Genomic DNA, 26,024 nt, shown 5'->3' on the forward strand with positions numbered 1-26,024 from the left:
GGGAGCGGGCTTGCTCGCGAAAGCGGAGTGTCAGTCGACATTGATGTTGGATGTGACGGCCCCTTCGCGAGCAAGCCCGCTCCCACAGTAGATCTGCCTTGTTTCGCAGATCGATGTACACCAAATCCCAATGTGGGAGCGAGCTTGCTCGCGATAGCGGAGTGACAGTCGACAGCAATGTTGAAGGTGATGACCCATCGCAAGAAGCCCCGTTCCCACAGTGAATCTCGAGGCGGGGAGGCGTAGGCCTCCCCGGTTCGTTTTTGGAAACCACATGAAAATTCTGATCGTTGGGCCCAGTTGGGTCGGTGACATGGTGATGGCGCAGACACTGTTTCAGTGCCTCAAGCAACGCCACCCGCAATGCGAAATCGACGTCCTGGCCCCCGAGTGGAGCCGGCCGATCCTGGAGCGCATGCCCGAAGTCCGGCAGGCCTTGAGCTTTCCGCTCGGCCACGGTGCCTTGGAGCTGGCGACTCGTCGGCGCATCGGCAAATCCCTGGCCGGTCAGTACGACCAGGCGATTCTGCTGCCCAATTCGCTGAAGTCGGCGTTGGTGCCGTTCTTTGCCGGCATCCCGAAACGCACCGGCTGGCGTGGCGAGTTCCGCTACGGCCTGCTCAATGACGTGCGCACGCTGGATAAAGAACGTTATCCACTGATGATCGAGCGCTTCATGGCCCTGGCCTATGAGCCCGGCGCCGAACTGCCAACCCCTTATCCACGCCCTAGCTTGCAGATCGATCCGGTCACCCGCGAAGCGACGCTGGCCAAGTTCGATCTGACCCTCGACCGCCCGGTGCTGGTCCTGTGCCCCGGCGCCGAGTTCGGCGAGGCCAAGCGCTGGCCGTCCGAGCATTACGCCAAGGTCGCCGAAGCGAAGATTCGCGAAGGTTGGCAAGTCTGGCTGTTCGGTTCGAAAAACGATCACGCGGTGGGGGAAGACATCCGCGCGCGGCTGATTCCCGGCCTGCGTGAAGAGTCGGTCAACCTCAGCGGCGGCACCTCGCTGGCCGAAGCCATCGATTTGATGTCCTGCGCTGATGCCGTAGTGTCAAATGACTCCGGCCTGATGCACGTCGCCGCCGCGTTGAACCGCCCGCTGGTGGCAGTCTATGGCTCGACATCGCCGGGCTTTACTCCGCCGTTGGCCGAGCACGTCGAAGTGGTGCGCCTGGGTATCGAATGCAGCCCATGCTTCGATCGCACGTGCCGTTTCGGTCATTACAACTGCTTGCGCCAGCTGATGCCGCAAGCCGTGAACGAAGCCTTGCAGCGTTTGCAGGGCACTGTGGTCGAGGTCAAATAGTTTGCGCGTTCTGCTGATCAAGACTTCTTCGCTGGGCGACGTGATTCACGCGTTGCCGGCGCTGACCGACGCGGCGCGGGCGATTCCCGGCATCAAATTCGATTGGGTGGTGGAAGAAGGCTTTGCCGAGATTCCGACCTGGCACCCGGCCGTGGGCAAGGTGATCCCGGTGGCGATCCGTCGCTGGCGCAAAAACATCTGGCAGACCATCAAGAGTGGCGAGTGGAAGCGTTTCAAACAAAGCGTTCGTGCCGAAAAATATGATCTGGTGATTGACGCTCAGGGCCTGCTGAAAAGCGCCTGGCTGACTCGCTACGTCAAGGCGCCGGTCGCCGGTCTCGACAAAAATTCCGCCCGTGAACCCATTGCTGCGCGTTTTTACTCTCGTCGCCTCGCGGTAGGCCGTGGACAGCACGCGGTGGAGCGGGTGCGTCAGTTGTTCGCGTTGGCGTTGGGCTACGACTTGCCCAAAGGCCTGGGCGATTACGGCCTGAACGTCGAGCGTCTGGTGGAATTGCCGCGCAAAAATCCATACGTGTTGTTCCTGCACGGCACCACGTGGGACACCAAGCACTGGCCGGAAGCGTACTGGCGCGAGCTGGCCGAACGCGTCGGTTATCTGGGTGTCGGCGTGAAGTTGCCGTGGGGCAACCCGATCGAGAAAGCCCGGGCCGAGCGCATCGCCGCCGGGTTCCGTCATGTCGAAGTGCTGCCCAAGCTGAACCTGGCCGGTGTCGGCAAAGTGCTGGCCGGCGCGCAGGCCTGTGTCGCCGTGGACACCGGCCTCGGTCATCTGGCCGCCGCGCTCGACGTCCCGACCCTGTCGCTGTTCGGCCCGACCAACCCGGGCCTGACCGGCGCCTACGGTAAAGCGCAGATTCACATCGCCAGCGATTTCCCCTGCGCACCGTGCCTGCAAAAGAAATGCACGTATCAACCGACGGAACAGGATTCCCGTCAGTTCAACCTGAAACGCGAGTGGCCACTGTGCTTCACGCGTCTGAATCCCGAGCGTGTCGCGACCCGACTGAGCACGTTGTTACTGGCTGAGGAGCTGCGCTGATGCAATTGGCATTCGTCTTGTACAAGTACTTTCCGTTCGGGGGCTTGCAGCGTGACTTCATGCGCATCGCCCTTGAGTGTCAGCAGCGCGGCCATCAGATTCGCGTTTACACGCTGATATGGGAAGGCGACGTTCCACCGGGTTTCGAAGTGCTGGTGGCGCCGGTCAAGGCGTTCTTCAACCACCGCCGTAACGAAAAGCTCAGCGAGTGGATGGAAGCGGATCTGGCCAAGCGTCCTGTGGACCGTTTGATCGGTTTCAACAAAATGCCGGGCCTCGACGTTTACTACGCCGCCGACGGCTGCTTCGAAGACAAGGCGCAGAACCTGCGGCACTCGCTGTACCGGCGCTGGGGCCGCTACCGGCACTTTGCCGAGTACGAGCGCGCGGTGTTCGCCAAGGACGCCAAGACTGAAGTGCTGATGATTTCCGAAGTGCAGCAGCCGCTGTTCATCAAGCATTACGACACGCCGCTGGAACGTTTTCACCTGCTGCCGCCGGGGATCTCCCAGGACCGTCGCGCGCCAGCCAATGCCGCCGAGATTCGTGCCGGTTTCCGTGCCGAGTTCAACCTGAAAGACGACGAACTGCTGCTGGTGCAAATCGGCTCCGGGTTCAAGACCAAAGGCGTGGATCGCAGCCTCAAGGCGCTGGCCGCGTTGCCCGCCGATCTGAAGAAGCGCACCCGGCTGTTTGTAATTGGCCAGGATGACCCCAAATTATTCCAGATGCAGAGCGCGGCATTGGGGCTCGGTGACAACGTGACGTTCCTCAAGGGGCGCAGCGATATCCCGCGTTTCCTGCTCGGTGCCGACCTGTTGATCCACCCGGCGTACAACGAAAACACCGGGACCGTGTTGCTCGAAGCCTTGGTGGCCGGGTTGCCGGTGTTGGTAAGTGCGGTCTGTGGTTACGCCCATTACATCGCCGAGGCCGACGCCGGTCTGGTGCTGGACGAACCGTTCGATCAGGCACAACTGACCCAGTACCTGACCGGCATGTTGAACGACGCTCAAGCACGGGCGGCCTGGAGCCGCAACGGTCTGGCCTTCGCCGAGACGGCCGACCTCTACAGCATGCCGCAACACGCGGCCGATGTGATTCTGGCGGAGCACGCTTAATGAAGTTGATGCTGGCTGAACCGTTCAAGAGCCTTTGGGCCGGACGCGATGCGTTCACCGAAGTCGAAGGCCTCGAGGGCGAGGTTTACCGTGAGCTGGAAGCGCGCCGGACCTTGCGCACTGAAGTGAACGGCACTGGTTTTTTCGTGAAGATCCACCGTGGCATTGGCTGGGGCGAAATTTTCAAGAACCTGCTGACGGCCAAGCTACCGGTCCTTGGCGCGGGTCAGGAATGGAAGGCCATTCAGCGCCTGCAAGAAGTCGGTGTGCCGACTATGACCGCCGTGGCATACGGCGAGAAGGGCAGCAACCCGGCGGACCAGCACTCGTTTATTGTCACTGAAGAGCTGGCGCCGACCGTCAGCCTCGAAGACTTCAGCATCGACTGGGTCAAGAACCCGCCTGCGCCTGTGCTCAAACGTGCGCTGATCGCCGAAGTCGCGCGCATGACCGGCATGATGCACCGCGCCGGGGTCAACCATCGCGACTGCTACATCTGTCACTTCCTGCTGCACACTGACAAACCGGTGACGGCTGATGATTTCAAACTCTCGGTGATCGACCTGCACCGTGCCCAGACCCGCCCGGCGATCACCCAGCGCTGGCGCAACAAGGATCTCGCGGCCCTGTACTTTTCGGCCCTGGACATTGGCCTGACCCAGCGCGACAAATTGCGTTTCCTCAAGGGCTACTTCCAGCAGCCGCTGCGCCAGATTCTGGCCGAGGAAGCGTCGCTGCTTGCCTGGCTTGAGGGCAAGGCCAACAAGCTCTATGACCGTAAACAGCGATATGGGGATGCGCTCTGATGGCGGGTTGGAGACTGGATCCCGCGTACAGCGATCTGGCAGAAGATTTCGGCAGCCTTGAAGCAGTGTTCGCGCTTCAAGGTGAGCGCTTGACCCGCGACCTGTTGTCCGAGGTCATCCGCGTCAATCGCAACGGCGTCAACTATTACGTCAAACGCTACGTCGGCGCCGGCAAAGGCCTGCGCCGTTACCTGGGCAAACCCCGGGTGAAGGCCGAATGGCAGAACCTCAAGCGCTTCGCCAAGTGGGGCATTCCCACCGCCGAAGTGGTGGCCTGGGGCCTGGAGCGACGTGGTGCGGCGTACGACCGTGGGGCGATGATTACCCGCGAGTTGCCCAACACTGAAGACTTGTCGGCCCTCGCTGATCGGCGCGATCCCAAGTTGGCAGACCGCGCCTGGGTCGACTCGCTTAGTCGACAGTTGGCCGGTTACACCCGGACCATGCATGACAATCGCTTTACGCATAACGATTTGAAGTGGCGCAATCTGCTGGTCGATGATCAAGCCCGACTGTTCCTGATTGATTGCCCCAATGGCGATTTCTGGCACGGTTTCTGGCTTAAGTACCGCATCACCAAAGACCTGGCCTGCCTCGACAAGGTGGCCAAATATCACCTGTCGGCGACCCAGCGCCTGCGCTTTTATTTGCAATACCGCCAGCGTGACCGGCTGAATGCCGCCGACAAGAAACGCATCCGGCACGTGGTGAGATTTTTCGAGGGACGCGAATGACTGATTTTCTGGCCGCTGAAGACCGTGCGCTGCTTGAGCGCCATGGCCTCGGCACGTTCGATGCGCTCTGGGCCAAACAGCTCGAGGCTGTCGATGAGCCCAACATCGTTGGCGATGGCTGGAGCAGTGTTTTTCGGCTGGATCTGGAAGGTCGTGGCTTCTACCTCAAGCGCCAGAGCAACTACCTGACGCGTACCTTCCACGCGCCCTTCGGCGAGCCGAGTTTTGCCCGTGAGTTTCGCAACATCAGCCGCTATGAAAAGCTTGGTATTCCGGCGCTGAAGGCGGTTTTTTTTGGTGAGCGTAAAGTCAACGGTGAAGTCCGCGCGGTGCTGCTGACTCGCGCGCTGGACGGTTGGGATGACCTGGACTCGCTGTTACAACGCTGGTCGGACCTGAGCGAAGCGCAACACTCGGCCATTCTAAAAGCCTGTGGTGAATTGGCGCGGCGCCTGCACGGCGTGCGTCAGGTTCATGGCTGTTTCTACCCCAAACATATTTTTCTGCAGGCCGCGGGCGACGGTTATCTGGCTCAGTTGATCGACCTGGAAAAAACCCGGCCGCTGCTGTTCGGTCAGCGTGACCGGGTCAAGGACCTGGAACCGTTGCTGCGCCGCGCGCCGGAGTGGACCGAAGCGCAGTTGCGCGAATTGTTGGCGGTCTATGTCGACCAGCCCCGGGACAGTTCGCTGGTGGACAGCTGGGTGTCACGCCTGACCGCGCGGCGCAGTCGCAAGGAGACGCGCTGATGCACTTGTCCGAACTGAAAAACGCCGGCCGCAGCCCGAGCCTGCCCATGAGCATTGCGCTGGCCGATGCCGCAGGTCCTGCCGATTTGCAATTGTTAAGCCTGCTGCGGGTCTTGCCGGGGCAGCGTTATGTCGGTGCCGGTATCTGGCGTGGCCGTCCGGTGCTGGCCAAATTGTTGGTTGGCAGCAAGGCGGCGCGGCATTTTCAGCGTGAACTGGCCGGCGTGCGTCTGCTGGCCGATCAAGGCCTGACCACCCCGCAACTGCTGGCGGATGGGCTAAAGGAAGGCGAGGGCGGCTGGCTGCTGTTTGATTTCCTCGAAGGCGCCGAGAGCCTGGGGGAAACCTGGAAAAAAGTCGAACACTTGCCTGTGTTGGCGGATATGCAAGGGGCCGTGATTGCCGAGGCACTGGGCGCAATCGGCCAAATGCATCGCAAGGGGCTCTGGCAAGAAGACCTGCATCTGGACAACCTGCTGCGTCAGCGCGGCCGTTTGTATCTGATCGATGGCGGCGGTGTCTGTGCTGAAACGCCGGGCCAGCCGCTGTCGCGCAACAAAGTCCTGGAAAACCTCGGCGTATTTTTTGCGCAGTTGCCCAAGGCACTTGAGCCGTTCATCGAAGAACTGCTGGTGTATTACCTGTTGAGCAACGGCGAGCACGCCTTGCCCATGGAAGCCTTGCAGAAACAGATCGACAAGGTCCGCGCCTGGCGCTTGAAGGACTTTCTGATCAAGGTCGGCCGCGAATGCACGCTGTTCAGCGTCCAGCGCGGGGCGTTCGGGCTGCGGGCGATTCGTCGCGAGGAAGAGGCGGCAATGCTGCCGGTGCTGGGGCAGGCCGATGCCTTGCTTGACCAAGGCCATTTGTACAAGACCGGCGGCGCGGCGAGTGTAGGAAAAGTCGAGGTTGACGGTCGGACGCTGGTCATTAAGCGCTACAACATCAAAGGCTTTGCTCATTGGCTCAAGCGCTTCTGGCGTCCGAGCCGTGCCTGGCACTCCTGGCGCGAAGGCAATCGCCTGGCGTTCCTCGGTATCGCCACGCCCAAGCCGCTGGCATTGCTGGAGACGCGTTTCTTCTGGCTGCGCAGTCGGGCCTATCTGGTGACTGAGTATTTGCCGGGGCCGGACATCATCGAGCGTTTTGCGCCTTATGTTGAAAGCGGCAATGCACCTGAAGCGGAACTGCTGGCGCTGGATCATTTGTTCGCCGAGCTGATTGGCGCGCGTATCAGCCATGGTGACTTCAAGGGCCACAACCTGTTCTGGCAGGAAGATCGCTGGGCGCTGATTGACCTGGACTCGATGTGTCAGCATGGCTCGGTGGGCAGCTTTGCCCCGGCGTATGCGCGGGACCGGGCGCGGTTTATGCGCAACTGGCCTGAGAGCAGTGCGCTGTATCAGGTCATTGATCAGCGTCTGCCCAAAGACATCTCCAGAGCTGCTTGAATCGGACCTTCGGTCCTATTGCGAGCAGACTCGCTCCTACAGGGGACTGTGTTCACCGCAGAACAAATGTAGGAGTGAGCCTGCTCGCGATGAGGCCAGACCCGTCGCCCGAGATCCAGAGGACAAGTTCTAATGAATTGTCCTACATGATCTACAGACCCCGTGAACTGTGCCCTGAATAGCCACGATGCTAGTTTGCCTGACGTTCACGGAGGGCAAATCTTGACCATAAAAATGGCTGTTATGTTGGGTACTTTCTCGCTCGCGCTGACCGGCTGTGGGACCGCTATGACGGTGCTGCAAGATGATGAAGACGCTGCCCGCAGTCTCAGAAAACAAAAAACCTACTGTCAGTCCATTCCCCGTATTTACAGCGGTCTGGCCTATGACTTCTGCGTATTGAATGCCCCGCCGGATCCCACCGGCATCCTCGTGCCGTTCGTGTTGCTGGACCTGGGCCTGTCGGGTGTCTGCGATACCGTGTCCCTGCCCTATACGATCTACCGCCAGGCTACAGACGGCAATCTCAGCATTTACTGGCGTCTTGGCCGTGGGTAGCTCTTTTGTATTCCCGGCAGTTTGTTCTTTTTGAAAACGAAAGCGAGTCCGACGCTAATGTCGGTGCTAAAGGGCGTTTGCCCCCAACCGGAAAGTACAGCGATTTCATCATCTACGTCGATGAGAGCGGCGATCATGGGATGCAAACATTAGATCCAAACTATCCAATGTTTGTGCTCGCATTTTGTGTTTTTCATAAAAGGCATTATTGCGAGAAAGTTATTCCTGCCCTTCAGAAGTTCAAATTCAATCACATGGGGCATGACCTGATTGGTCTGCATGAATTGGAAATTCGAAAAGAAAAGGGAGCGTTCTCCAGCCTTTTTACGTCCAGGCAACACAAGCATGCCTTTCTTGAGGAATTGACGGGCATCATTGAAGCAAGCAATTTCGTCTTGATCAGTTGCGTCATCGACAAAGCTGCTCTTCGCGAAAAACAAGGTCCTGTACACAATCCTTATCACGTCGCTCTCGGCTTCTGTCTGGAAACGCTTTATGAGTTCCTACAGGAAAAAAATCAGCAGGGTGCGTTGACCCATGTGATTTTCGAGCGTCGGGGGAAGCGGGAGGATAACGAGCTTGAGTTGGAGTTTCGCCGAATGTGCGATGGCGCGAACCGATTGGGCATTCAGTTGCCGTTCGACATTGTCTTTGCAACCAAACAAGTGAATTCCACGGGGCTACAGTTAGCGGATCTTGTTGCAAGACCCATTGGCATGAGCGTTTTGCGTTCAGGCCAGGAAAACCGCGCCTTTGACGTGCTCAAGCGCAAGTTCTACTGCAGTGGTGGTCGTAACAACGTGGGAGAGGGTTTTGAAAACTGGGGTTTGAAAATTTTCCCTTTATCAGAAAGCGAAAAGCCCCGGTGAAACTCACCGAGGCCAGAACGCCGACCGGGATCCCCCAGTCCATTTGCGCTGGAGTCTATGTCGAGGCCCCTGGTCTGTCAACGCACTGGCTTGGCACTTCCCGGTAGAGGTTTGCCGTTGCTTTTAAGCTATAATCCCGCCCTTTAGCTGTCTCTCGCCGCTTGCGAGGGCACATTAATTTTTGAGGCGCTTGTCGCCTGCATGCAGACTAAAGAGGCTAGACCCCTGTGGCATTGACGATTCTTGGCCTGTCCGGCGCCCTTAGCCATGATCCTTCCGCAGCCTTGTATATCGACGGCAAGCTGGTCGCGGCGGCTGAAGAAGAGCGCTTTGTGCGCGATAAACATGCAAAGAACCGCATGCCCTACGAATCGGCGAAGTTCTGCCTGGAACAGGCGGGCATCAAGCCGTCCGACGTTGATGTGGTGGCGATTCCATTCGCACCGATCAGTATTTTCGGCAAGGCTCGCTGGCAGTATGCCAAGCGTTACTGGTACGCCCCGGATCGTGCTCTTGACGCGATCCTGATGGGCAACCGTCGCTACAAGCGCTATCGCAACAAGATTGTCTGGTGCCTCGAGCAACTGGGCTTCGATCCAAAGAAAATCAAGATCGAGCCGGTCGAGCACCACCTGGCTCACGCCTCCAGTGCTTACCACTGCTCCGGTTTCAAAGAGAAAACCGCGATCCTGGGGATCGACGGCAAGGGTGAGTACGCCACGACCTTCTTCGGTTACGGCGAGAACGGCAAGATCCACAAGATCAAGGAATTTTTCGATCCGGACTCCCTCGGCGGCCTGTATGGCGCGATTACCGAGTTCCTCGGTTTCGACATGCTCGACGGTGAGTTCAAGGTCATGGGCATGGCGCCGTACGGCGACGCCAGCAAATACGATTTCTCGCGCCTGGCTTCGTTCGAAAACGGCGAGCTGGTGATCAACACCGACTACGCCAACGTCATCGGCCTGCGTCGCTACAAAGAGAAGGGCAAAGGCTATTACTTCTCGCCGAAGCTGATCGAGTGGCTGGGACCAAAGCGCGAAGGCGACATCGCTGACGAGCCGTACATCCACTACGCCGCGAGCATTCAAGCACTGTTCGAAAAAATCTCGCTGCAGATGATCGACTACTACTTGGGCGACGTGCTCAAGGAAACCGGCAAGCTGGCCTACGCTGGCGGCTGTGCGTTGAACGTCAAACTGAACCAGAAAATCATCGCCCGCGATGACGTCAAAGAGCTGTTTGTGCAGCCTGCATCCGGCGACGCCGGTACTGCGGTGGGCGCTGCGGCTTATGTCTCTCACGCCCGTGGCGTGCCAGTCGAGAAGATGGAACATGTCTACCTCGGCCCGTCGTACACCAACGAAGACGTGCTCGCTGCCTGCGCTCGTCACCCGAGCAAGCCGGCCTGGCGCAAGCTCGCCAACATGCCGGAAAACATCGCCAAAATCATGGTCGACGGCAACCCGGTGGCCTGGTTCCAGGGGCGCATGGAGTTCGGTCCGCGTGCCTTGGGTGGTCGTTCGATCATCGGTTGCCCGAGCGCCGTTGGCGTGGCTGACCGCATCAACCACCAGATCAAGTTCCGCGAGCGCTGGAGGCCTTTCTGCCCGTCGATGCTCGACACCGTGGCCCCGCAGATGATCAAGATCGATCACCCTGCGCCGTTCATGACCTTCACCTTTGAAGTGGCTGAAGAGTGGAAGACCCGCGTGCCGGAAGTCGTCCACGAAGACGGTACGTCCCGGGCCCAGGTGCTCAAGCGCGAGTACAACCCGCGCTACTACGACATGATGAAAGCGCTGGAAGTGCTGACCGGCAACGGCGTGTCGCTGAACACCTCGCTCAACCGTCGTGGCGAGCCGATGATCTGCTCACCGACCGATGCCCTGAACATGTTCTTCGGCTCTGACCTACAGTATCTGATCATGGAAGACATCCTGGTGGTTAAAGAGGGCGCTGACGCATATGACTCGCTCGGCTGAACGCCATGTGTTGCAGTTCTGTCACGGCTATGACGGCCCGTTTCTGGACTGCGCCCGGCAGTACGCCAGCCTGTTCGCGGGGACCGGCTATCGAGTGACCACGGTCTTTTTGACCGGGGCCGCCGACAGTGAAGTCGCTGCGGGCTGCGCTTCCGATGAAGTGCTGTTCATGGAATACAGCTCCAAGGCCATTCGTGGCCTGAAGCTGGGCGCCATCGGCGATCTGCGCAAGATCGCCGCTTCGCGCAATTTCAGTTTCTGCATTGCGCACCGTTTCAAGCCGATCTACATCGCACTGCTTGGCACTTCGCTGCCGGTCATCGGTGTGCATCACGGGTTTGACGATTACAAACGCGGCTCTCGCAAACTGTTTGCCCATATTTTCCGCAAGCGTCTTAGCCTGCTCGGGGTCTCCGATGCGGTGCGTGACGACATGCGCCGTTGCCTGCCGAAATGGCCGGCCGGGCGGATTCAGACGCTTTATAACCGGATCGACGTACCTGCGTTGCAGACCAGCCAGGTGTCGGTTCGCGAGGCTCGGGAAACTCTCGGCCTGTCGGCGGATGCCTGGATTGTCGGCAACGTCGGCCGACTGCATCCGGACAAGGATCAAACCACGTTGCTGCACGGTTTTGCCCTGGCATTGCCGCAGTTGCCGGCCAACAGCCAACTGGTGATTCTCGGTAGCGGTCGACTGGAACAGGACCTCAAGGAACTGGCCCGTGAACTGGGTATCGGCGATCGCGTGCTGTTCCTCGGCCAAGTGCCGGATGCTCGTCGCTATTTCCGTGCCTTCGATGTGTTTGCCCTGAGCTCCGACCACGAACCGTTCGGCATGGTGCTGCTCGAAGCCATGGCCGCTGGCGTGCCGTTGCTCGCCACCGCGTGCGGTGGTGCTAGGGAAGTCGTTGAAGGGGTCGGCATCCTGTTCCCGTTGGGCGATGCCGAACGTCTGGCTCAAGGGCTGCACCATCTGGCCGCGATGGACGAACACCAACGTCACCAGTGTGCCGAATTGATGCTCGACCGCTTGCGTGAGCGTTTCTCCGACCGCGCCGTGCGCGAGGCTTTCTGGCATTTGCCACACGTCACAGAACTGGCACCGAGGGGCTGATGCTCAACCGATTTCAAGGCTGGCGCGAACGTGGCTGGACGGTGGTCGACGCCTCGACTTATGCACAGACCTGGCAACGTTTTGGCGGTAGCGTCGCGACGCATCCCATGGTGGTTGAGCGCCTGGCGCAGTTGGCCGATATCCCGGTGCGCTACCTGGCCTGGGAGCAGAACGGTGAAGTGAAAGCCGCCATCCCGACCTGGGGACGCGACCTGGCGCTGTCCAAAGACGTGCTCAAACGCTGCGGTAAAAAAGGCTTGTTCGACCTCGGTAATGCTGAGGTGATCCTGCCGGCCGCCGCTGATGCCCATGCACCGTTGCGCCATCGCGGGCGTTACTTGTCGGCACTGAGCGAAGGCCGATTCAGCGCTATCAAACTACAGGCCGAACAACTGGCCATGGCGCGCACGCCCGAAGAACTGTCGAAAAAATTCCGCTACAACCAGCGTCGTGAATTGCGCCTGCTGGAAGAAGCCGGTGGCGTGGTGCGACCGGTTTCCGAGTTTTCCAGTGCCGAGCTGGCCGCGATTTATTGCGACCTGTTCCAGCGCCGCTGGGGCTTCCCGGCGACGGGTGCAGAACGCATGGGCGAGGTGATCGAACTGTTGCGCGACTTGTTGATCGGTTCGGTGATTTTCCTCAACGATGCACCGATTGCGATTCAACTGGTGTATCGCGTCGAAGCGCCGGAGTGGATCAGCGTCGAGTACATCAACGGCGGCGTCGATCCCGAAACCCGTGAGTTCAGCCCCGGCAGTGTGCTGAGTTTCCTCAACACGCAAAGTGCCTGGGAACACGCTCGCGCCCTCGACAAACCTTTGCGGTTTTCCTTCGGCCGAGCCGACCGCGAATACAAGGACCGCTGGTGCAATCCTGTGCCGGTTTTTACCGTGTGAGTGAGCCCATGAGCCGCAAACAGCAACTGCTCAAGCGCCATCGGCGCAGCAAACGCATCAGCCTGTTGATTGCGCTGGTGCTGTTGATTGCCCTCGGCGTGCTGGTGGCCTGGTGGCTGCCGTTGGTGCTTGCCGTGATGGGCTGGATTGCCCACGAGGCCTGGTTCGCCGACCACCTGTTTTATTCTCCCAAAGACGATTACCAATACAGCTTCCCGCCCTACACCCCGCAACCCAAGGTGCACCTGGACGGTGAGCGTTTGCGCCTGGATGAAAGCGTGATGCTGGTCGACGACGCCACACTAGTGTTGGCGCTGCGGGTCAAAAGTAGCTGGCTGGGTCGCTTTATCGATCCCGTGGTGGAGCTGTCGGGTGGCGATAACCCGGACCGTCAAACCTTCGAGCGTGGCGTCAACGGCCTGCGCTACCTGAACCTCAGCGGCCAGGCGCAAGTGCTGTCGCGCGGTGAGTTGCGCCTGCGTGGGCGCTTCTGCCGATTGCTCGGCGAGCCGGTGTTGTGGGCGCTGGAGCAACCGGATTTCCGCCGTCAGCGGGTGATGGTGATCGCGCCCCACGCCGACGATGCCGAGCTGGCCGCCTACGGTTTGTACAGCCAGGCCGGTGAAGCCTGGATCGTCACCCTGACGGCTGGGGAAATCGAAGCCGAACACTATCAGCAGATCGGTCTGAACAAGGTCGAGGCGGCGCGCCTCAAGGGGCGTTTGCGGGCTTGGGACAGCATCGCGGTGCCGCGCTGGGCTGGCGTGCCAGAAGCGCATTGCGTGCAACTGGGTTATTTCTGTCTGCAACTGGCGGCGATGCAGGCCTCACCGGCACAACCGGTCGCTTCGCGGGAAGCGGACCTGAGCGACACCCGGCTGTTCCGCCAGTTGAACCCGTTTGCCCTGCCGGGCGATACCGACGGCGCGCCGACCTGGAACAACCTGCTGGCCGATCTGCGTGAATTGCTGTTGCGCGCGCGTCCTGAAGTGATCGTACTGCCGCACCCGACCCTCGATCCGCACCCCGATCATATCTGTGCCCAACAAGCAGTCCTCGAAGCCTTGAAAGGCCTGGAGTGGCAGCCGACCACACTGCTCGGCTACGCCAACCATCTGCACGACAACGACCGCTGGCCAATGGGCGACGCCGGTCATGGCATCGCGTTGCCGCCAGCCTTCGACCCGGCCACACCGATGCAGCCTTGCTGCCTGCCGTTGTCGCTGGAGCTTCAGCGCGATAAAGCCATGGCGTTGGGCATGATGCATGACTTGCAACCGCCCATGCCGTTCAAGCGACGTCTGCGTCGGTTGATCCAGCGACTGTTGGCCAAGCGCAAGCCGCCGGCCTACGGCGAGAACGAATTCTTTCGCAAGGCGGTTCGACGTCACGAGCTCTTGTGGGTACTCAAGCACACACCAATAAACGCTTCTCAGCGGGGAGAGTTATGAGCCAGCGGCTAAAGGTTCTGCAATTGCAGCCTGACTACAACGTCAAAGCCCATGATTTTGCTGACCTCGCAGAGCAGATCGTCAAGGCCTTGCCGGGTGATCGCTACGAAGTGACGGCGGCGTTTCTGCGCGGCAAGCCCGGGCCGGGTGAGGCGATAAGCCGAGCCGACCGTTCGGTGTATTTCGAGTTTTCCGACAAGTCCCTCAAAGGCATGCGCCTGCGGGCGATGTGGACCCTGTACAAGTTTTGCCGCGCGGAAAAGTTCGACGTGGTGATCTGTAACCGCTTCAAGCCCGTGAACATGATGCTCACGCTTAATCGCTGGTTGAAAGTGCCGCTGTGCATCGGCATATCCCACGGTTTTGGTGAATACGACCGGTTTTACCGGCGCCGCCAGACCCAGCGCCTGATCGATCGTCACTGGCGTTTTGTCGGTGTGTCGCCGGCGGTCAAACAGTACCTGCTGGACTGCGATTGCGGTTTCACCGACCAGAACACCTACGCGATCACCAATGCCATCGACATCGAGCAGGCCGAAGGTTTGCAGCACAGCCGCGAGCGCGCCCGCGAAATGCTCGGCATCGATCCGTCGGTGCGCCTGATTGGCGCGCTGGGGCGTCTGGTGCCGGTCAAGGGACATACTTACTTGCTACAGGCGTTTGCCGCGCTCAAGGACAAATACCCGAATAGCCAACTGGCGATCATCGGTGCCGGCCGCGAAGAGTCGCGCCTGAACGCCGAGATCGAGCGCTTGGGCCTGACCGGACGCGCGCACCTGCTGGGCTTCAAGGAAATCGCTTTGCAGTACATCCGCGCCTTCGACATCTGGACCATGCCGTCCCTGGCTGAAGGCCTGGGATTGGCGCTGCTCGAAGGCATGAGCGGGCATCTGCCGGTCATCGCCTCTAACGTGCCGGCCATGTTGCCGCTGATTGAAGGGGCCGGCGGGTTGGCGATTACACCCAAGGATGTGCCGAGCCTGGTCGCGGCGCTGGATAACTACCTCGGGCTGTCGGATGACGAGCTCAAGGCCAAGGGCGAGCAGGCCTACCGTTATCTGCAGGAACAACACGATATCGAGGTGTTCCGGCAGGAGTACCTGAATCTGATCGACTCCGGCCTGGATCAAGCCCGCAAGGAACAACCATGAGCGCCGCGCAACCTCTCGTCACGGTCATCATCGCGTCGTACAACCACGCACCCTATATTGAGGAAAGCATTCTCAGTGTCCTCAACCAGACCTACAAAAACATCGAACTGCTGGTGGTCGATGACGGCTCCAGAGACGACAGCGTCGAACGCATCAACGTGCTGCAGGCGCACTATGGATTCGATTTTCGGGTTCAGCAGAATCAGGGCCTGACCAACACGCTCAACGGTGCCATTGCGCGTTCAAACGGCAGCTTGATCGTGCCGTTCGGTTCCGACGACATCATGCTGCCGGAACGCATCGCCACTCAGGTTGAATACATGGATGGCAAGCCCGAGGTCGGTATCTGCGCCGGCAACATCGAGCTGATCGACGCCGACGGCAATCTGTACCCGGAGAAGCGCCAGCGTCGGCATGTTCCGTTCCGCCGCCTGGACTTCGATGACATGTTTCTGGAGCGTAAACCCTATCCACCGGCCCCGACCCTGATGATCCGTCGGGAAGCATTGGACAAGGTGGGCGGGTTCGATCCGAATATTCGCCTGGAAGACTTGCTGATCGAACTGAAAGTGACCCATGCCGGTTACTTTATCGATGGTCTGAACGTGCTGATGGCGCGCTATCGCAAGCACGCTACCAATTCCTATAAAAACCACCGTTTCATGATCGACAACATCCTGCGGTCCTACGCCCTGTTCAGCGATCATCCGTTGTACGACGAGGTTCGCTACAAGTTCCTCAGCTCGATGTTCCTCAAGACCGCCAACCGCGATCGCAAGCTGGCTCGCGAACTGCTGGCGCAGATCCCGTTCAAGGCCTGGAACAAAAAGACCTGGCGTGGTTTGGGGCGTCTGTACTTCTCGCCGCTGGAAAAAGACTGACCCCGCCTTGATACGCTCTATGTAGCAGCAGGCTTCGCCAGCTGCTACATGGGTGTGCGTCGCTTTAGTGAGCGATCTTTTCTGCCAGAGCCTTATCGGCCTTTTTGCGTTGGCGCAGCCACTGCAATACCTTCCTGCCGGCCGTAATACCCGGCTTCTCGATGTACAGGAACGTCAGGCTGCTGATGATGATCAGCAGGCAACTGCACACGGCCAGCAGCGGCAGGAAGGTCCAGATGTCGCGAACGTCCAGATTAAGCATCAGCGGCAAGCGCTGGACTAACACCCACAGCACGAAGCCGTGCAGCAAATACGTGCTGTAGCTGATTTCGCCGAGCCAGCGGATGCTGCGCGGTTTCAGTGCGCCAAACAGGGTGTTGCCGGACGCCACAATCACGAAAAACAACGACATGAGCAGCATTGGCCTCAGGCTGAAAGCGCGGTTGAATGCCGTGAAGGCTATCGCGAATGCCAGCAGCGCGATAATCCCCGCCATTCGCGTCTGACTCCAGGCCACCAGTTGCGGCCTGCGAATCCAGTACGCAGCGCCGATACCGCCGAGAAAACTCGCCATAAAGTGTTTCTTCAGTGAGTGCTCAAGGCCGATCACTTTGTACAGGGCGACAATGCCGATCAGGCACAACACCACTTGCGGCCAGCTCCCCCGGTAGATAAACACCATGCCGGCAAGAGGCAGTGCCAGATAGAAAAACACCTCGTAGCCCAGGGTCCAGGTGACATTGGAGATCAGCATGCCGGTTTGGTGGTATTGGTTGACGTCCGGACGGTCGAAGGTCAGCCAGGCCAGGATCTGGCCGACAAAGTCGATACCGGAGTCCTTGAGTTCCCAGTTCTGCAGGTAGAACACCGTGACAAACACGATCAGCATCAGCGGCAAGTACAGCGGGTAGAGGCGAAACAACCGCGATACGGCAAAGGCCAGCCAGTCGTGCCGGCGTCCCTGGGTGAGCAATCGGTTCCAGAACAGGAAACCGGTGACCATGAAAAACAGCGCGACACTGCCTTGTCCGAGCTGTGAGTAGAGATTGCTGGGCGGAAAATCAATCACGCCCGTGCGCAGGAAGATCAAGGTAATGATCGAATGGTGCACGAACACGCCGAACGCCAGATAACCGCGTAGCCCATCAATGCTGGCATAGCGGCTTTCACCTGAATGTTCGATGTGTCGGGCGATTTTCGGCACTACGCGCAACAACAGGGCCGAGGTCGCAATGGCCAGCAGATAAGCTGCCAGCGCAATGAGCGGGTTGGTTTCCGTCATCAGTGAGCCCGGGCCGGGGTGCTCCCGTCCAGCACTTGCCTGTGCAAGTTATCGACAGCGGACTTCGATGCTTTCATGGCATAGCCCTGAAGCAGCGCTTCGAAGTGCTCCTCGAACAGCCAGCGACGGTCCACGGTGTAACGCTGCATATGGCGCAGATTGCGCTGACGCAGGGCCAGGCTCAAGGAAGAAGGGTAGATGCGCAGGTCGGCCACATCGATCAAGCCGAACTCGCCATCTTCTAACACCAGTACGTTCCCCAGGTGCAGCGAACGGAAGTAGACGCCTTGTTCATGCAGTTGAGCCATGAACTTGCCGAAACGCTCCACCAGCGCCTGGCGCACTGCCGGTGCGGTGATGCCTTGCAGGACCTGGCGCAGCGTATTACCGGGCAGCGGCGAATAGTGCACTGCGCTACTGCCGTCTGCCAGGCGATAGAGGTCAAGAATAGGCGGGGCAGGAATCCCCAGGCTGCGCAGCTGCTCGCTATTGACGGCAAAGCGTTCGGAGTAAGGGTTGAAACTGCCCGAGGTGTACCAGCGGCGGCCGCGAAACAGCTTGAGGAAGCTGCCATCCGGCAGGCGCAACACTTTGGGGCCCAGGCCATCTTCTTCGATCACCTGTGCATTGTTGGTCAGTTGCTGCTGGGCCGTGGCGGTCAGCGTCTTGATGGGCCTCGCCAGCAAACGTCTGACACGACAATTGATGCTGAGCGCGACGATCAATGCCAGCGGGATCCACAGCAGGAACCAGTGCTCCTTGGGTCGGGAGATGATGCCGCCGCCCTCGGTCAGGCCTGCGCCGATACCGAATATCAGCCAGGTCGAGGCGATGATAAATAGCGGTTGCAGACGATTGCGCCAACTGCAGTACAAGCTCCAGAACTGGAAAAACAACCACGGCAGCAAACCAAAAACGCCTACGTAATAGAGCACGCCCAGGACGAAACTGTGGGGTTCCTGAAAGCTGACGCCGACGCCGGGATCGATGGCCAGATTGGCGCTATAGCCATGTCCGATCCAAGGGTGATCGGCAATTTTCTGCAGGGCCAGTTGCCAGATTTCGAAGCGGTAAGAGTCGCCTCGTTGAATGATCATTCGCGCAAACAGCACATAAACCGTGACACCGCTGGCCAACAGCGCACCCAGCAATACGATGGAGCGACGGTTCCAGCAAATGTAACCCAGCCAGAGCGCTGCCATCGTCAATGCAACCAGTGGCGTCCTGGATCCGGTGGCGATCACGGCAGCGAACATGATTGTCATCGCCGGGAGACTCAGCAATAGCATCCGTCTGCGTTTGCAGATCATGCTCATGCTCAGCCAGTAGGCAGCGTAGAAGCCATACATGTGAGAGCTCAGCAGCGGGTTGTCGAACGCACCCCCACCAATCAAGCGCATGCCTGGCTCGTACACGCGGGCGAACAGGAACAGGTCGTGGGCGGTGCCGATCAGCCCGACCATTGCCGCGGCGAACAGCAAGGGCTGGATGATTTCGCTGCGATAGCGCACCAGCAAGTAGCAACCGACAAACAACAGCAAGGTATGCAGCGGTGGTTTGAACTGGCCGACGAAGCCCCCGTTGTCCGGCCCCCAGCACAAACTCAACAAGGCCCAGGCCGCGAACACCAGCACAGCGACGAAGATCGGCTCGCGGACCAGTTCCTTGATTTCGCGGGGGCGCAAACACAGGGCGATCAGCGCTGGAATGCTGAACAGGCCATAAAAAAGCTTGTGGTGCAGACTTCGGCCCGGCAAGAAGAACAGGGCACACAGGAGCAAGAGATAGCCGAGTGGAAGAATCCAGAGGCAAATGAAATCGAACACTCGATTTGACGCACTATTGAAACCGCTGAGTTGCATGCTGAGAGATTCAATCCTGAAGTTGATCGGCCATTCGGGGTGATGGCTATTTGATGCTTGATTCGACGTCTAACAATAACAGCCTTTATGCGATTGCCAGAACCCTGAAGAAGCTGTGCTAAAGTCAGCGTCCTTTTTATCGACAAACGCGTGATATGACCGACTCCAGTCTCTGCGCAAGCCCATCGAGCTTGAAAATCTACTTCCGCCTGCTCGGCTACGTCCGGCCGTACATCAGTCTGTTCCTGATCAGCATCGTCGGCTTTCTGATTTTCGCGTCGACCCAGCCAATGCTCGGCTACATCCTCAAGTACTTTGTCGATGGCCTGTCCAACCCTGAGGCGGCGCTTTTCCCGACGGTACCTTACCTGCGCGACCTGCAACTGTTGCAGGCTGTACCGCTGCTGATCATCCTGATCGCGGCGTGGCAAGGGCTGGGATCTTATCTGGGCAACTACTTTCTAGCCAAAGTTTCCTTGGGTCTAGTCCATGATCTGCGAGTACAGCTGTTCAATAACCTGTTGGTCCTGCCCAACCGGTATTTCGACAAGCATAACTCGGGTCATCTGATTTCGCGTATCACCTTCAACGTGACGATGGTCACCGGGGCGGCCACAGATGCGATCAAGGTCGTAATCCGTGAAGGCATGACGGTGATTTTCCTGTTTGCCTCGCTGCTGTTCATGAACTGGCGCCTGACGCTGGTCATGGTCGCCATCCTGCCGCTGATCGCCGTCATGGTGCGTACCGCGAGCAAGAAATTCCGCAAGCAAAGCAAAAAAATCCAGTTGGCCATGGGTGACGTGACGCACGTGGCTTCGGAAACCATTCAGGGCTATCGCGTGGTGCGCAGCTTTGGCGGCGAAGTCTACGAAGAAAAACGCTTCTTCGACGCCAGCCAGGGCAACACCGACAAACAACTGCGCATGACCCGCACCGGTGCCATCTACACGCCGCTGCTGCAGTTGGTGATCTATACCGCCATGGCGGTGCTGATGTTCCTGGTGCTGTACCTGCGCGGCGATGCCTCGGCGGGTGACATGGTTGCCTACATCACCCTGGCCGGCCTGTTGCCCAAGCCGATCCGCCAGCTGTCCGAAGTCAGCTCGACCATCCAGAAAGGCGTGGCCGGTGCCGAAAGTATTTTCGAACAACTGGACGTTGCACCTGAAGTCGATACCGGCACCGTCGAGCGCGATGCCGTCAGCGGTCGCCTGGACGTACGCAACCTGAGCTTCACTTACCCGGACACCGATCGCCAGGTGCTCAATGACATCACTTTCTCGGTCGAACCGGGGCAAATGGTGGCGCTGGTCGGACGCTCAGGCAGCGGCAAGTCGACTCTGGCCAACCTGATTCCACGCTTCTATCACCACGACAAGGGCGAGATCCTGATCGACGGTGTTGAGGTGGAGCAGTACAAGCTGCTGAACCTGCGCAAGCACATCGCCCAGGTGACCCAGCACGTAACGCTGTTCAGCGACACCGTGGCCAACAATATTGCCTATGGCGATCTGGCGGGCGCGCCGCGTGAAGACATCGAGAAAGCGGCGCGAGATGCCTACGCCATGGATTTCATCGCGCAATTGCCTGAAGGCCTGGACACCCAGGTCGGCGAGAACGGCGTGTTGCTGTCCGGTGGTCAGCGTCAGCGCCTGGCGATTGCACGAGCGCTGTTGAAGAATGCACCGCTGCTGATTCTCGATGAGGCCACCTCGGCGCTCGACACTGAATCCGAGCGCCACATTCAGGCGGCGCTGGATCAAGTGATGAAAGGCCGGACCACCCTGGTGATTGCTCACCGCCTCTCAACCATTGAAAAGGCTGATCTGATCCTGGTCATGGATCAGGGCCGGATCGTCGAGCGCGGCACCCATGCCGAGCTGCTGGCGCACAACGGTTACTACGCGCGCCTGAACGCCATGGGTCTCGACGCCCCGGCTGAAGACATCGCCTGACCCCAGTTCGCCGGGCGCGCAATGCGCCCGGCGATTTGTATCCAGAGCTTTACCCGTCCTGACCAAACCTGTCTGTTATAGATATTCCTGCTCAATAACTGAACAGATTTGCCCGCAAAATCATCCCGTTGCAGCCGTCACGCAAGCCAGCACCAACCCTGTGGTAATATCGCGCCCCTGTTCATTTTGTATGTGGGTTGCTCCATGAAGTTGTCCATGCCGCGATTCGATCAAGCCCCTGTCTTGGTGGTCGGCGATGTCATGCTCGACCGTTACTGGCATGGTGGTACCTCACGGATTTCCCCTGAGGCGCCAGTGCCGGTGGTCAAGGTCGAGCAAATCGAGGACCGCCCGGGCGGTGCCGCCAACGTTGCGTTGAACATTGCCGCGCTCGGTGCTCCGGCCTCGCTGGTCGGCGTGACCGGTGACGACGAAGCCGCCGACAGTCTGGCCAATAGCCTCCAGGGCGCTGGCGTCCGGGCTATATTCCAGCGCATCGCGCACCAGCCGACCATCGTCAAGCTGCGGGTCATGAGCCGTCACCAGCAATTGCTGCGTATCGACTTCGAAGAACCCTTCGCCACCGACGCGTTGGCGCTTGGCGAGCAAGTCGATGAATTGCTCGAAGGCATCAAGGTGCTGGTGCTGTCCGATTACGGCAAAGGCGCCCTGAAAAACCATCAGGTGCTGATCCAGGCCGCCCGTGCCCGTGGCATTCCGGTGCTGGCGGATCCCAAAGGCAAGGATTTCTCGATCTACCGTGGCGCCAGCCTGATCACCCCGAACCTCAGCGAGTTTGAAACCATCGTCGGTGGTTGCGCCGATGAGCACGAGCTGGTGAGCAAAGGTGCGCAGTTGATGCACGACCTCGACCTCGGCGCCTTGCTGGTGACCCGTGGCGAACACGGCATGACCTTGCTGCGTCCGGATCATCCGGCGCTGCACTTGCCGGCTCGTGCCCGCGAAGTGTTCGACGTGACGGGTGCCGGCGACACGGTGATTTCCACCCTGGCGGCCGCGATTGCCGCTGGCGAAGAGTTGCCCCATGCGGTGGCCCTGGCCAACCTGGCGGCGGGCATCGTGGTCGGCAAGCTCGGTACGGCAGCCATCAGCGCCCCGGAACTGCGTCGCGCCATCCAGCGTGAAGAAGGTTCCGAGCGTGGTGTGTTGGGCCTTGAGCAGCTGGTGCTGGCCGTAGCCGATGCGCGCGCACACAAAGAGAAGATCGTTTTCACCAATGGCTGCTTCGACATTCTGCATGCCGGTCACGTGACCTACCTCGAGCAGGCGCGGGCCCAGGGCGATCGTTTGATCGTTGCGGTCAATGACGATGCCTCGGTCAGCCGCCTGAAAGGGCCGGGTCGTCCGATCAACAGCGTCGATCGTCGGATGGCGGTTCTGGCCGGTTTGGGCGCGGTGGATTGGGTGATCAGCTTCCCTGAAGGCACCCCGGAAAATCTGCTGCGCGAGGTCAAGCCGGACGTGTTGGTCAAAGGTGGTGATTACGGGATCGATCAAGTGGTCGGCGCAGACATCGTGACTGCGTATGGCGGGACGGTGAAAGTGCTGGGGCTGGTAGCGAACAGCTCGACCACGGCGATCGTCGAAAAAATCCGTAATAACTGATACGACGCGGTCACCTGTGGCGAGGGAGCTTGCTCCCGCTCGGCTGCGGAGCAGTCGTAAACCTGCGAGTAGGGTGTGACTGGCAAAATGCTGAGGGCTGCTCCGCAGCCCAGCGGGAGCAAGCTCCCTCGCCACAGTTAAGCCCCGCAGCCACAGACTTCAATAGTGTTTCTTCTATCGTGCCGCCTTGCGCGGCACGATCTTCTTCAGCAATTGCTTCGCCTTCCCGCGTAACCGCGCCAGACCCGAATCCTTCCCCGGCGGGCTCAGCCCCTGCTGGCGCACCCAATCCTTCCAGCGAATCCGTTCATCCCGCACCACCCAGCCTTCCTGTTGGGCAAAGCTCTCCGCCAGGAACAAGCCGCGAGTGCTCGCGGGGTAAAGCTGATCCTTCTTCAAGGTATACAGCTCGGCCATCGGCTGGCCGTCCTGCAAAGGCATCAGGTACAAATCGGGGCGCTTGCGGTCGAGGCGGGCCACCAGTTGATCGCCTTCCAGCCGCTCATCGACATGAAACAGGCTCAGGGATTTGGCTTCCTTGGGCACGTCGAGGCGTAAGTCATAGATCAACTGCAGCGACGCGGTGGGCAAATGCACGTAAGCCCGGGGCCGTTCGATCAGTTGCAGCTTGGCGCAACGCACCGGTCGCGCCGAACCGGACAACGGCGTCAGGCGAAACGGTAGCGCCTCGCGGTAGTGCAGGGCACTGGCATAGGGCGCTGGCAGCCACGTCTCATTAAAACGCCCGCCGAGCCAGCCTTCCGGGGTTTCCAGCAGGCACTCTTCGGCAATTTCCTGGATCGCGGTGTGCAGCGGCAGGTTCAGTTCATGGGCCGGCACGTAGCCGGAGATCAGCTTGAGCACCACGTCACCACGGTCCTGCCGACGTTGACGCACCAACACCCAGTAATCGCGATTCTGCCAATGCAGGGTCAGGCGCACCGAGACCCCGAGGTTGGCCAGTTCCAGCGCAAACCGTTCGGTGCTGGCCACCGTCACGGGGCGGCGACGTTGCAGGGTCTGGGAGAAATTGAGCGGCATCCCGACGCTCTGGTAGCTCAAGCCTTCGGGAGTCGCTTCGACGTACAACGGCAGGGTCTTGAAGTTGCTCGGGTTCTTTCTAATGAGCGTACGCGGCATGTCGGCTCCTGCTTAAGGCCGCGTGGGCGGCGTCAGTTTCTACGGAGGACCTGGGCAACGGTCGCAACGTTGTGGGCGAGGTGCAGCGGATTAATGGTCCCGACAATAGCACTGGCCACACCCGGATGTTCAAACAACAACTCGAAGCTGGCGCGCACCGGGTCCACGCCTGGGCTGAGGCACACATGACCGCTGGCGAGGGCTTTTTTGACCAGAATGGCTTTGCCGTGAGCAGCAGCATAGTCAATGACGGGCTTCTCGTTCTGCTCGTTCAGATTGTAGGTGACCATGGCGCAATCACCTTGTTCCAGAGCCTTCAAACCACCCTCGACGGTTTTCCCGGAAAAACCGAAGCCGCGAATCTTGCCTTCGGCCTTGAGCGCAGCGAGGGTCGCGTAGACCTCGCTGTCATTGAGAATCGCCAGATCGTTACCGTCGGAGTGCACCAGCACCAGGTCGATAAAGTTCGTTTCCAGACGTTGCAGGCTGCGCTCCACTGAAAGTCGGGTGTGGGCGGCACTGAAATCGTGGCTCGACTGGCCGTTGGAAAATTCTTCACCGACCTTGCTGACAATCACCCAGTCCTGACGCTGGCCGCGCAACAATGGGCCGAGGCGTTCTTCGCTGCGGCCATAGGCCGGGGCGGTGTCGATCAGGTTGATGCCCATGTCGCGGGAAAGTTTGAGCAGACGACGCGCATCGTCGTCGTCGGGAATCTGGAAGCCGTTGGGGTACTTCACGCCCTGGTCGCGGCCGAGTTTGACCGTGCCCAGGCCCAGCGGCGACACCAGCAGGCCGGTGCTGCCCAGTGGGCGATGCAGATCGTGCAGGGTGGGTTGGCTCATGGCAGCAGTTGCTCCCAAGCCGGCACACCCATTGGCGGTTTCGGCAATTCGGGCAGTGGCGCGGGATGGCTTGGCTGGATGCCGTCACGCGTCAGGCTGGCGATAACCCGGTCGGCAAAGTCCGGCGCCAGCGCCAGTTTGGTCGGCCAGCCAACCAGCAGGCGACCTTGTTCGGCGAGGAAGGCGTTGTCGGGACGGGTGAGCCCTGATTGCAGCGGCTCGGCGCGGTCCACGCGCAAGGTGGCCCATTGCGCGGTGCTCAGGTCGATCCATGGCAGCAACTGCCCGAGCTCTTGCTGGGCCGTGGCGATTTGCTCGGCAGGTTCACGGGCAACGCCTTCGGCTTCGGCAATGTCGCCGCCCATGTACCAGACCCACTGACCGTCGGCTGCCGGGTGAGTGGTCACGGTCAGACGAGGTTTGGTGCCGCCGCCCAGGCAATGGGCGTACAGCGGTTTCAGGCCCGGGCCTTTGGCAATGATCATGTGCAACGGCCGACGCTGCATGGCGGGCTGGGTCAGCCCCAGCGCTTCCAGTAACGCGGCGGTGCCGGCGCCAGCACTCAGGACGATGCGTTGGGCACGAATCTCGCGCTCGTCGACCTTCAGGCCGACAAGAATCCCACCTTCCAGCAGCGGTTCGATCTTCTGCCCGGCGAGCAGGCCATCGCCGGCCAGATCGGCCAGGCGCTGGATCAGGCTTGGCACGTCGACCACCAATTCCGCCAGGCGATAGACCTTGCCCTTGAAGCGTTTGTCTTGCAGAGCGGGTGGCAGTTGCTCGCCCTTGACCTGATCGACACGGCCGCGCACGGCCTTGCTCGCGAAGAAACTGGTGAGGTTGCCGGCGAGCGTGCCGGGGGACCAGAGATAGTGAGCTTCGGACAACAGGCGCACGCCGGAAAGGTCCAGTTCGCCGTCGCCCGCCAACGCCTCACGCCAGCGGCGCGGCATGTCGGCAATCGCTTCCGACGCCCCGGTCAGGGCGCCGTGCAACGCGTACTTGGCGCCGCCGTGGATGATGCCCTGGGACTTCACACTCTGCCCGCCGCCGAGGCTGGCGCTCTCCACCAGCACGGTCGAATAACCCTGGCGGCGCAGGCGCGCATTCAGCCAGAGGCCGGCGACACCAGCGCCGACAATCAGAACGTCGGTGGAAATAACGGATGGCATG

22 protein-coding genes are annotated in these 26,024 nt (G+C 59.9%); 17 read left to right on the plus strand and 5 right to left on the minus strand.

All coding sequences use genetic code 11. From position 1 onward, the window contains the following. The first annotated feature begins 274 nt into the window (after positions 1-274). The 15 genes from waaF (at position 275) to EAH78_RS15320 (ending at position 16,138) form a co-directional block, all read left to right on the plus strand. Entirely contained in the window at positions 275-1,309 is a 1,035-nt protein-coding gene (gene waaF, locus EAH78_RS15250; RefSeq protein ID WP_140668251.1) for a lipopolysaccharide heptosyltransferase II, read from the plus strand. A 1-nt stretch (position 1,310) separates the two neighbouring features. Then, positions 1,311-2,372 carry a lipopolysaccharide heptosyltransferase I gene (gene waaC / locus EAH78_RS15255; protein WP_140668252.1) on the plus strand — a complete coding sequence of 354 codons (1,062 nt, stop codon included), beginning with the start codon at positions 1,311-1,313 and terminating at the stop codon, positions 2,370-2,372. After that, positions 2,372-3,493: a glycosyltransferase family 4 protein gene (locus tag EAH78_RS15260; RefSeq protein WP_140668253.1), complete on the plus strand. Its 1,122-nt coding sequence runs from the start codon at positions 2,372-2,374 to the stop codon at positions 3,491-3,493. The genes waaC and EAH78_RS15260 overlap by 1 nt, the downstream gene beginning before the upstream one ends. After that, positions 3,493-4,299, plus strand: coding sequence for a lipopolysaccharide core heptose(I) kinase RfaP (gene rfaP / locus EAH78_RS15265; RefSeq protein ID WP_140668254.1), 807 nt, complete (start codon positions 3,493-3,495; stop codon positions 4,297-4,299). Before EAH78_RS15260 ends, rfaP begins: the two co-directional genes overlap by 1 nt. Then, positions 4,299-5,033, plus strand: coding sequence for a lipopolysaccharide kinase InaA family protein (locus tag EAH78_RS15270; RefSeq protein ID WP_140668255.1), 735 nt, complete (start codon positions 4,299-4,301; stop codon positions 5,031-5,033). The genes rfaP and EAH78_RS15270 overlap by 1 nt, the downstream gene beginning before the upstream one ends. Beyond that, complete coding sequence (locus EAH78_RS15275; protein WP_140668256.1) at positions 5,030-5,782, plus strand: lipopolysaccharide kinase InaA family protein; 753 nt, start codon at positions 5,030-5,032, stop codon at positions 5,780-5,782. Before EAH78_RS15270 ends, EAH78_RS15275 begins: the two co-directional genes overlap by 4 nt. After that, positions 5,782-7,233 (plus strand): lipopolysaccharide kinase InaA family protein, encoded by a 1,452-nt coding sequence (locus tag EAH78_RS15280; RefSeq protein WP_140668257.1) that lies wholly within the window; start codon positions 5,782-5,784, stop codon positions 7,231-7,233. The genes EAH78_RS15275 and EAH78_RS15280 overlap by 1 nt, the downstream gene beginning before the upstream one ends. A gap of 222 nt (positions 7,234-7,455) precedes the next feature. Beyond that, positions 7,456-7,791, plus strand: a complete 336-nt coding sequence (locus EAH78_RS15285; RefSeq protein ID WP_140668258.1) for a YceK/YidQ family lipoprotein — start codon at positions 7,456-7,458, stop codon at positions 7,789-7,791. A 5-nt stretch (positions 7,792-7,796) separates the two neighbouring features. Then, positions 7,797-8,660 carry a DUF3800 domain-containing protein gene (locus EAH78_RS15290; RefSeq protein WP_140668259.1) on the plus strand — a complete coding sequence of 288 codons (864 nt, stop codon included), beginning with the start codon at positions 7,797-7,799 and terminating at the stop codon, positions 8,658-8,660. Positions 8,661-8,887: 227 nt separating this feature from the next. Then, complete coding sequence (locus EAH78_RS15295) at positions 8,888-10,645, plus strand: carbamoyltransferase family protein (RefSeq protein ID WP_140668260.1); 1,758 nt, start codon at positions 8,888-8,890, stop codon at positions 10,643-10,645. Beyond that, the gene (locus EAH78_RS15300) at positions 10,629-11,759 is read left to right on the plus strand and encodes a glycosyltransferase (RefSeq protein ID WP_140668261.1); all 1,131 of its coding nucleotides are present in this window, start codon (positions 10,629-10,631) and stop codon (positions 11,757-11,759) included. Before EAH78_RS15295 ends, EAH78_RS15300 begins: the two co-directional genes overlap by 17 nt. Then, positions 11,759-12,655, plus strand: a complete 897-nt coding sequence (locus tag EAH78_RS15305) for an antimicrobial resistance protein Mig-14 (protein ID WP_140668262.1) — start codon at positions 11,759-11,761, stop codon at positions 12,653-12,655. The genes EAH78_RS15300 and EAH78_RS15305 overlap by 1 nt, the downstream gene beginning before the upstream one ends. Before the next feature lie 8 nt (positions 12,656-12,663). Further along, positions 12,664-14,106 (plus strand): PIG-L deacetylase family protein, encoded by a 1,443-nt coding sequence (locus EAH78_RS15310; protein ID WP_140668263.1) that lies wholly within the window; start codon positions 12,664-12,666, stop codon positions 14,104-14,106. After that, a complete protein-coding gene (locus EAH78_RS15315) occupies positions 14,103-15,257 on the plus strand; it encodes a glycosyltransferase family 4 protein (RefSeq protein WP_140668264.1) in 1,155 nt (384 codons plus the stop codon). The genes EAH78_RS15310 and EAH78_RS15315 overlap by 4 nt, the downstream gene beginning before the upstream one ends. Further along, a complete protein-coding gene (locus EAH78_RS15320; RefSeq protein ID WP_140668265.1) occupies positions 15,254-16,138 on the plus strand; it encodes a glycosyltransferase in 885 nt (294 codons plus the stop codon). Before EAH78_RS15315 ends, EAH78_RS15320 begins: the two co-directional genes overlap by 4 nt. A gap of 64 nt (positions 16,139-16,202) precedes the next feature. Here EAH78_RS15320 and EAH78_RS15325 read toward each other — a convergent pair whose 3' ends face one another. Then, positions 16,203-17,420: an acyltransferase family protein gene (locus EAH78_RS15325; protein ID WP_140668266.1), complete on the minus strand. Its 1,218-nt coding sequence runs from the start codon at positions 17,418-17,420 to the stop codon at positions 16,203-16,205. Next, the gene (locus tag EAH78_RS15330) at positions 17,420-19,282 is read right to left on the minus strand and encodes a bifunctional O-antigen ligase/aminoglycoside phosphotransferase family protein (protein ID WP_140668267.1); all 1,863 of its coding nucleotides are present in this window, start codon (positions 19,280-19,282) and stop codon (positions 17,420-17,422) included. The genes EAH78_RS15325 and EAH78_RS15330 overlap by 1 nt, the downstream gene beginning before the upstream one ends. A gap of 155 nt (positions 19,283-19,437) precedes the next feature. On the opposite strand from EAH78_RS15330, the gene msbA reads away from it, so the two are divergent. Continuing rightward, a complete protein-coding gene (gene msbA / locus EAH78_RS15335) occupies positions 19,438-21,240 on the plus strand; it encodes a lipid A export permease/ATP-binding protein MsbA (protein ID WP_140668268.1) in 1,803 nt (600 codons plus the stop codon). Positions 21,241-21,444: 204 nt separating this feature from the next. Next, entirely contained in the window at positions 21,445-22,866 is a 1,422-nt protein-coding gene (hldE, locus tag EAH78_RS15340; protein WP_140668269.1) for a bifunctional D-glycero-beta-D-manno-heptose-7-phosphate kinase/D-glycero-beta-D-manno-heptose 1-phosphate adenylyltransferase HldE, read from the plus strand. Between the two features lie 174 nt (positions 22,867-23,040). On the opposite strand, the gene EAH78_RS15345 is transcribed toward hldE, so the two are convergent. The 3 genes from EAH78_RS15345 to EAH78_RS15355 are packed head-to-tail and all read right to left on the minus strand — an operon-like array spanning position 23,041 to position 26,023. Next, positions 23,041-24,006 (minus strand): metal ABC transporter ATPase, encoded by a 966-nt coding sequence (locus tag EAH78_RS15345; protein ID WP_140668270.1) that lies wholly within the window; start codon positions 24,004-24,006, stop codon positions 23,041-23,043. 32 nt (positions 24,007-24,038) lie between these two features. Continuing rightward, the gene (locus EAH78_RS15350) at positions 24,039-24,851 is read right to left on the minus strand and encodes an aldo/keto reductase (protein WP_140668271.1); all 813 of its coding nucleotides are present in this window, start codon (positions 24,849-24,851) and stop codon (positions 24,039-24,041) included. Next, entirely contained in the window at positions 24,848-26,023 is a 1,176-nt protein-coding gene (locus EAH78_RS15355) for an NAD(P)/FAD-dependent oxidoreductase (RefSeq protein ID WP_140668272.1), read from the minus strand. The genes EAH78_RS15350 and EAH78_RS15355 overlap by 4 nt, the downstream gene beginning before the upstream one ends. Position 26,024: the final 1 nt, after the last annotated feature.

This window comes from Pseudomonas arsenicoxydans, from assembly GCF_006438915.1.
GTDB lineage: Bacteria > Pseudomonadota > Gammaproteobacteria > Pseudomonadales > Pseudomonadaceae > Aquipseudomonas > Aquipseudomonas arsenicoxydans_A.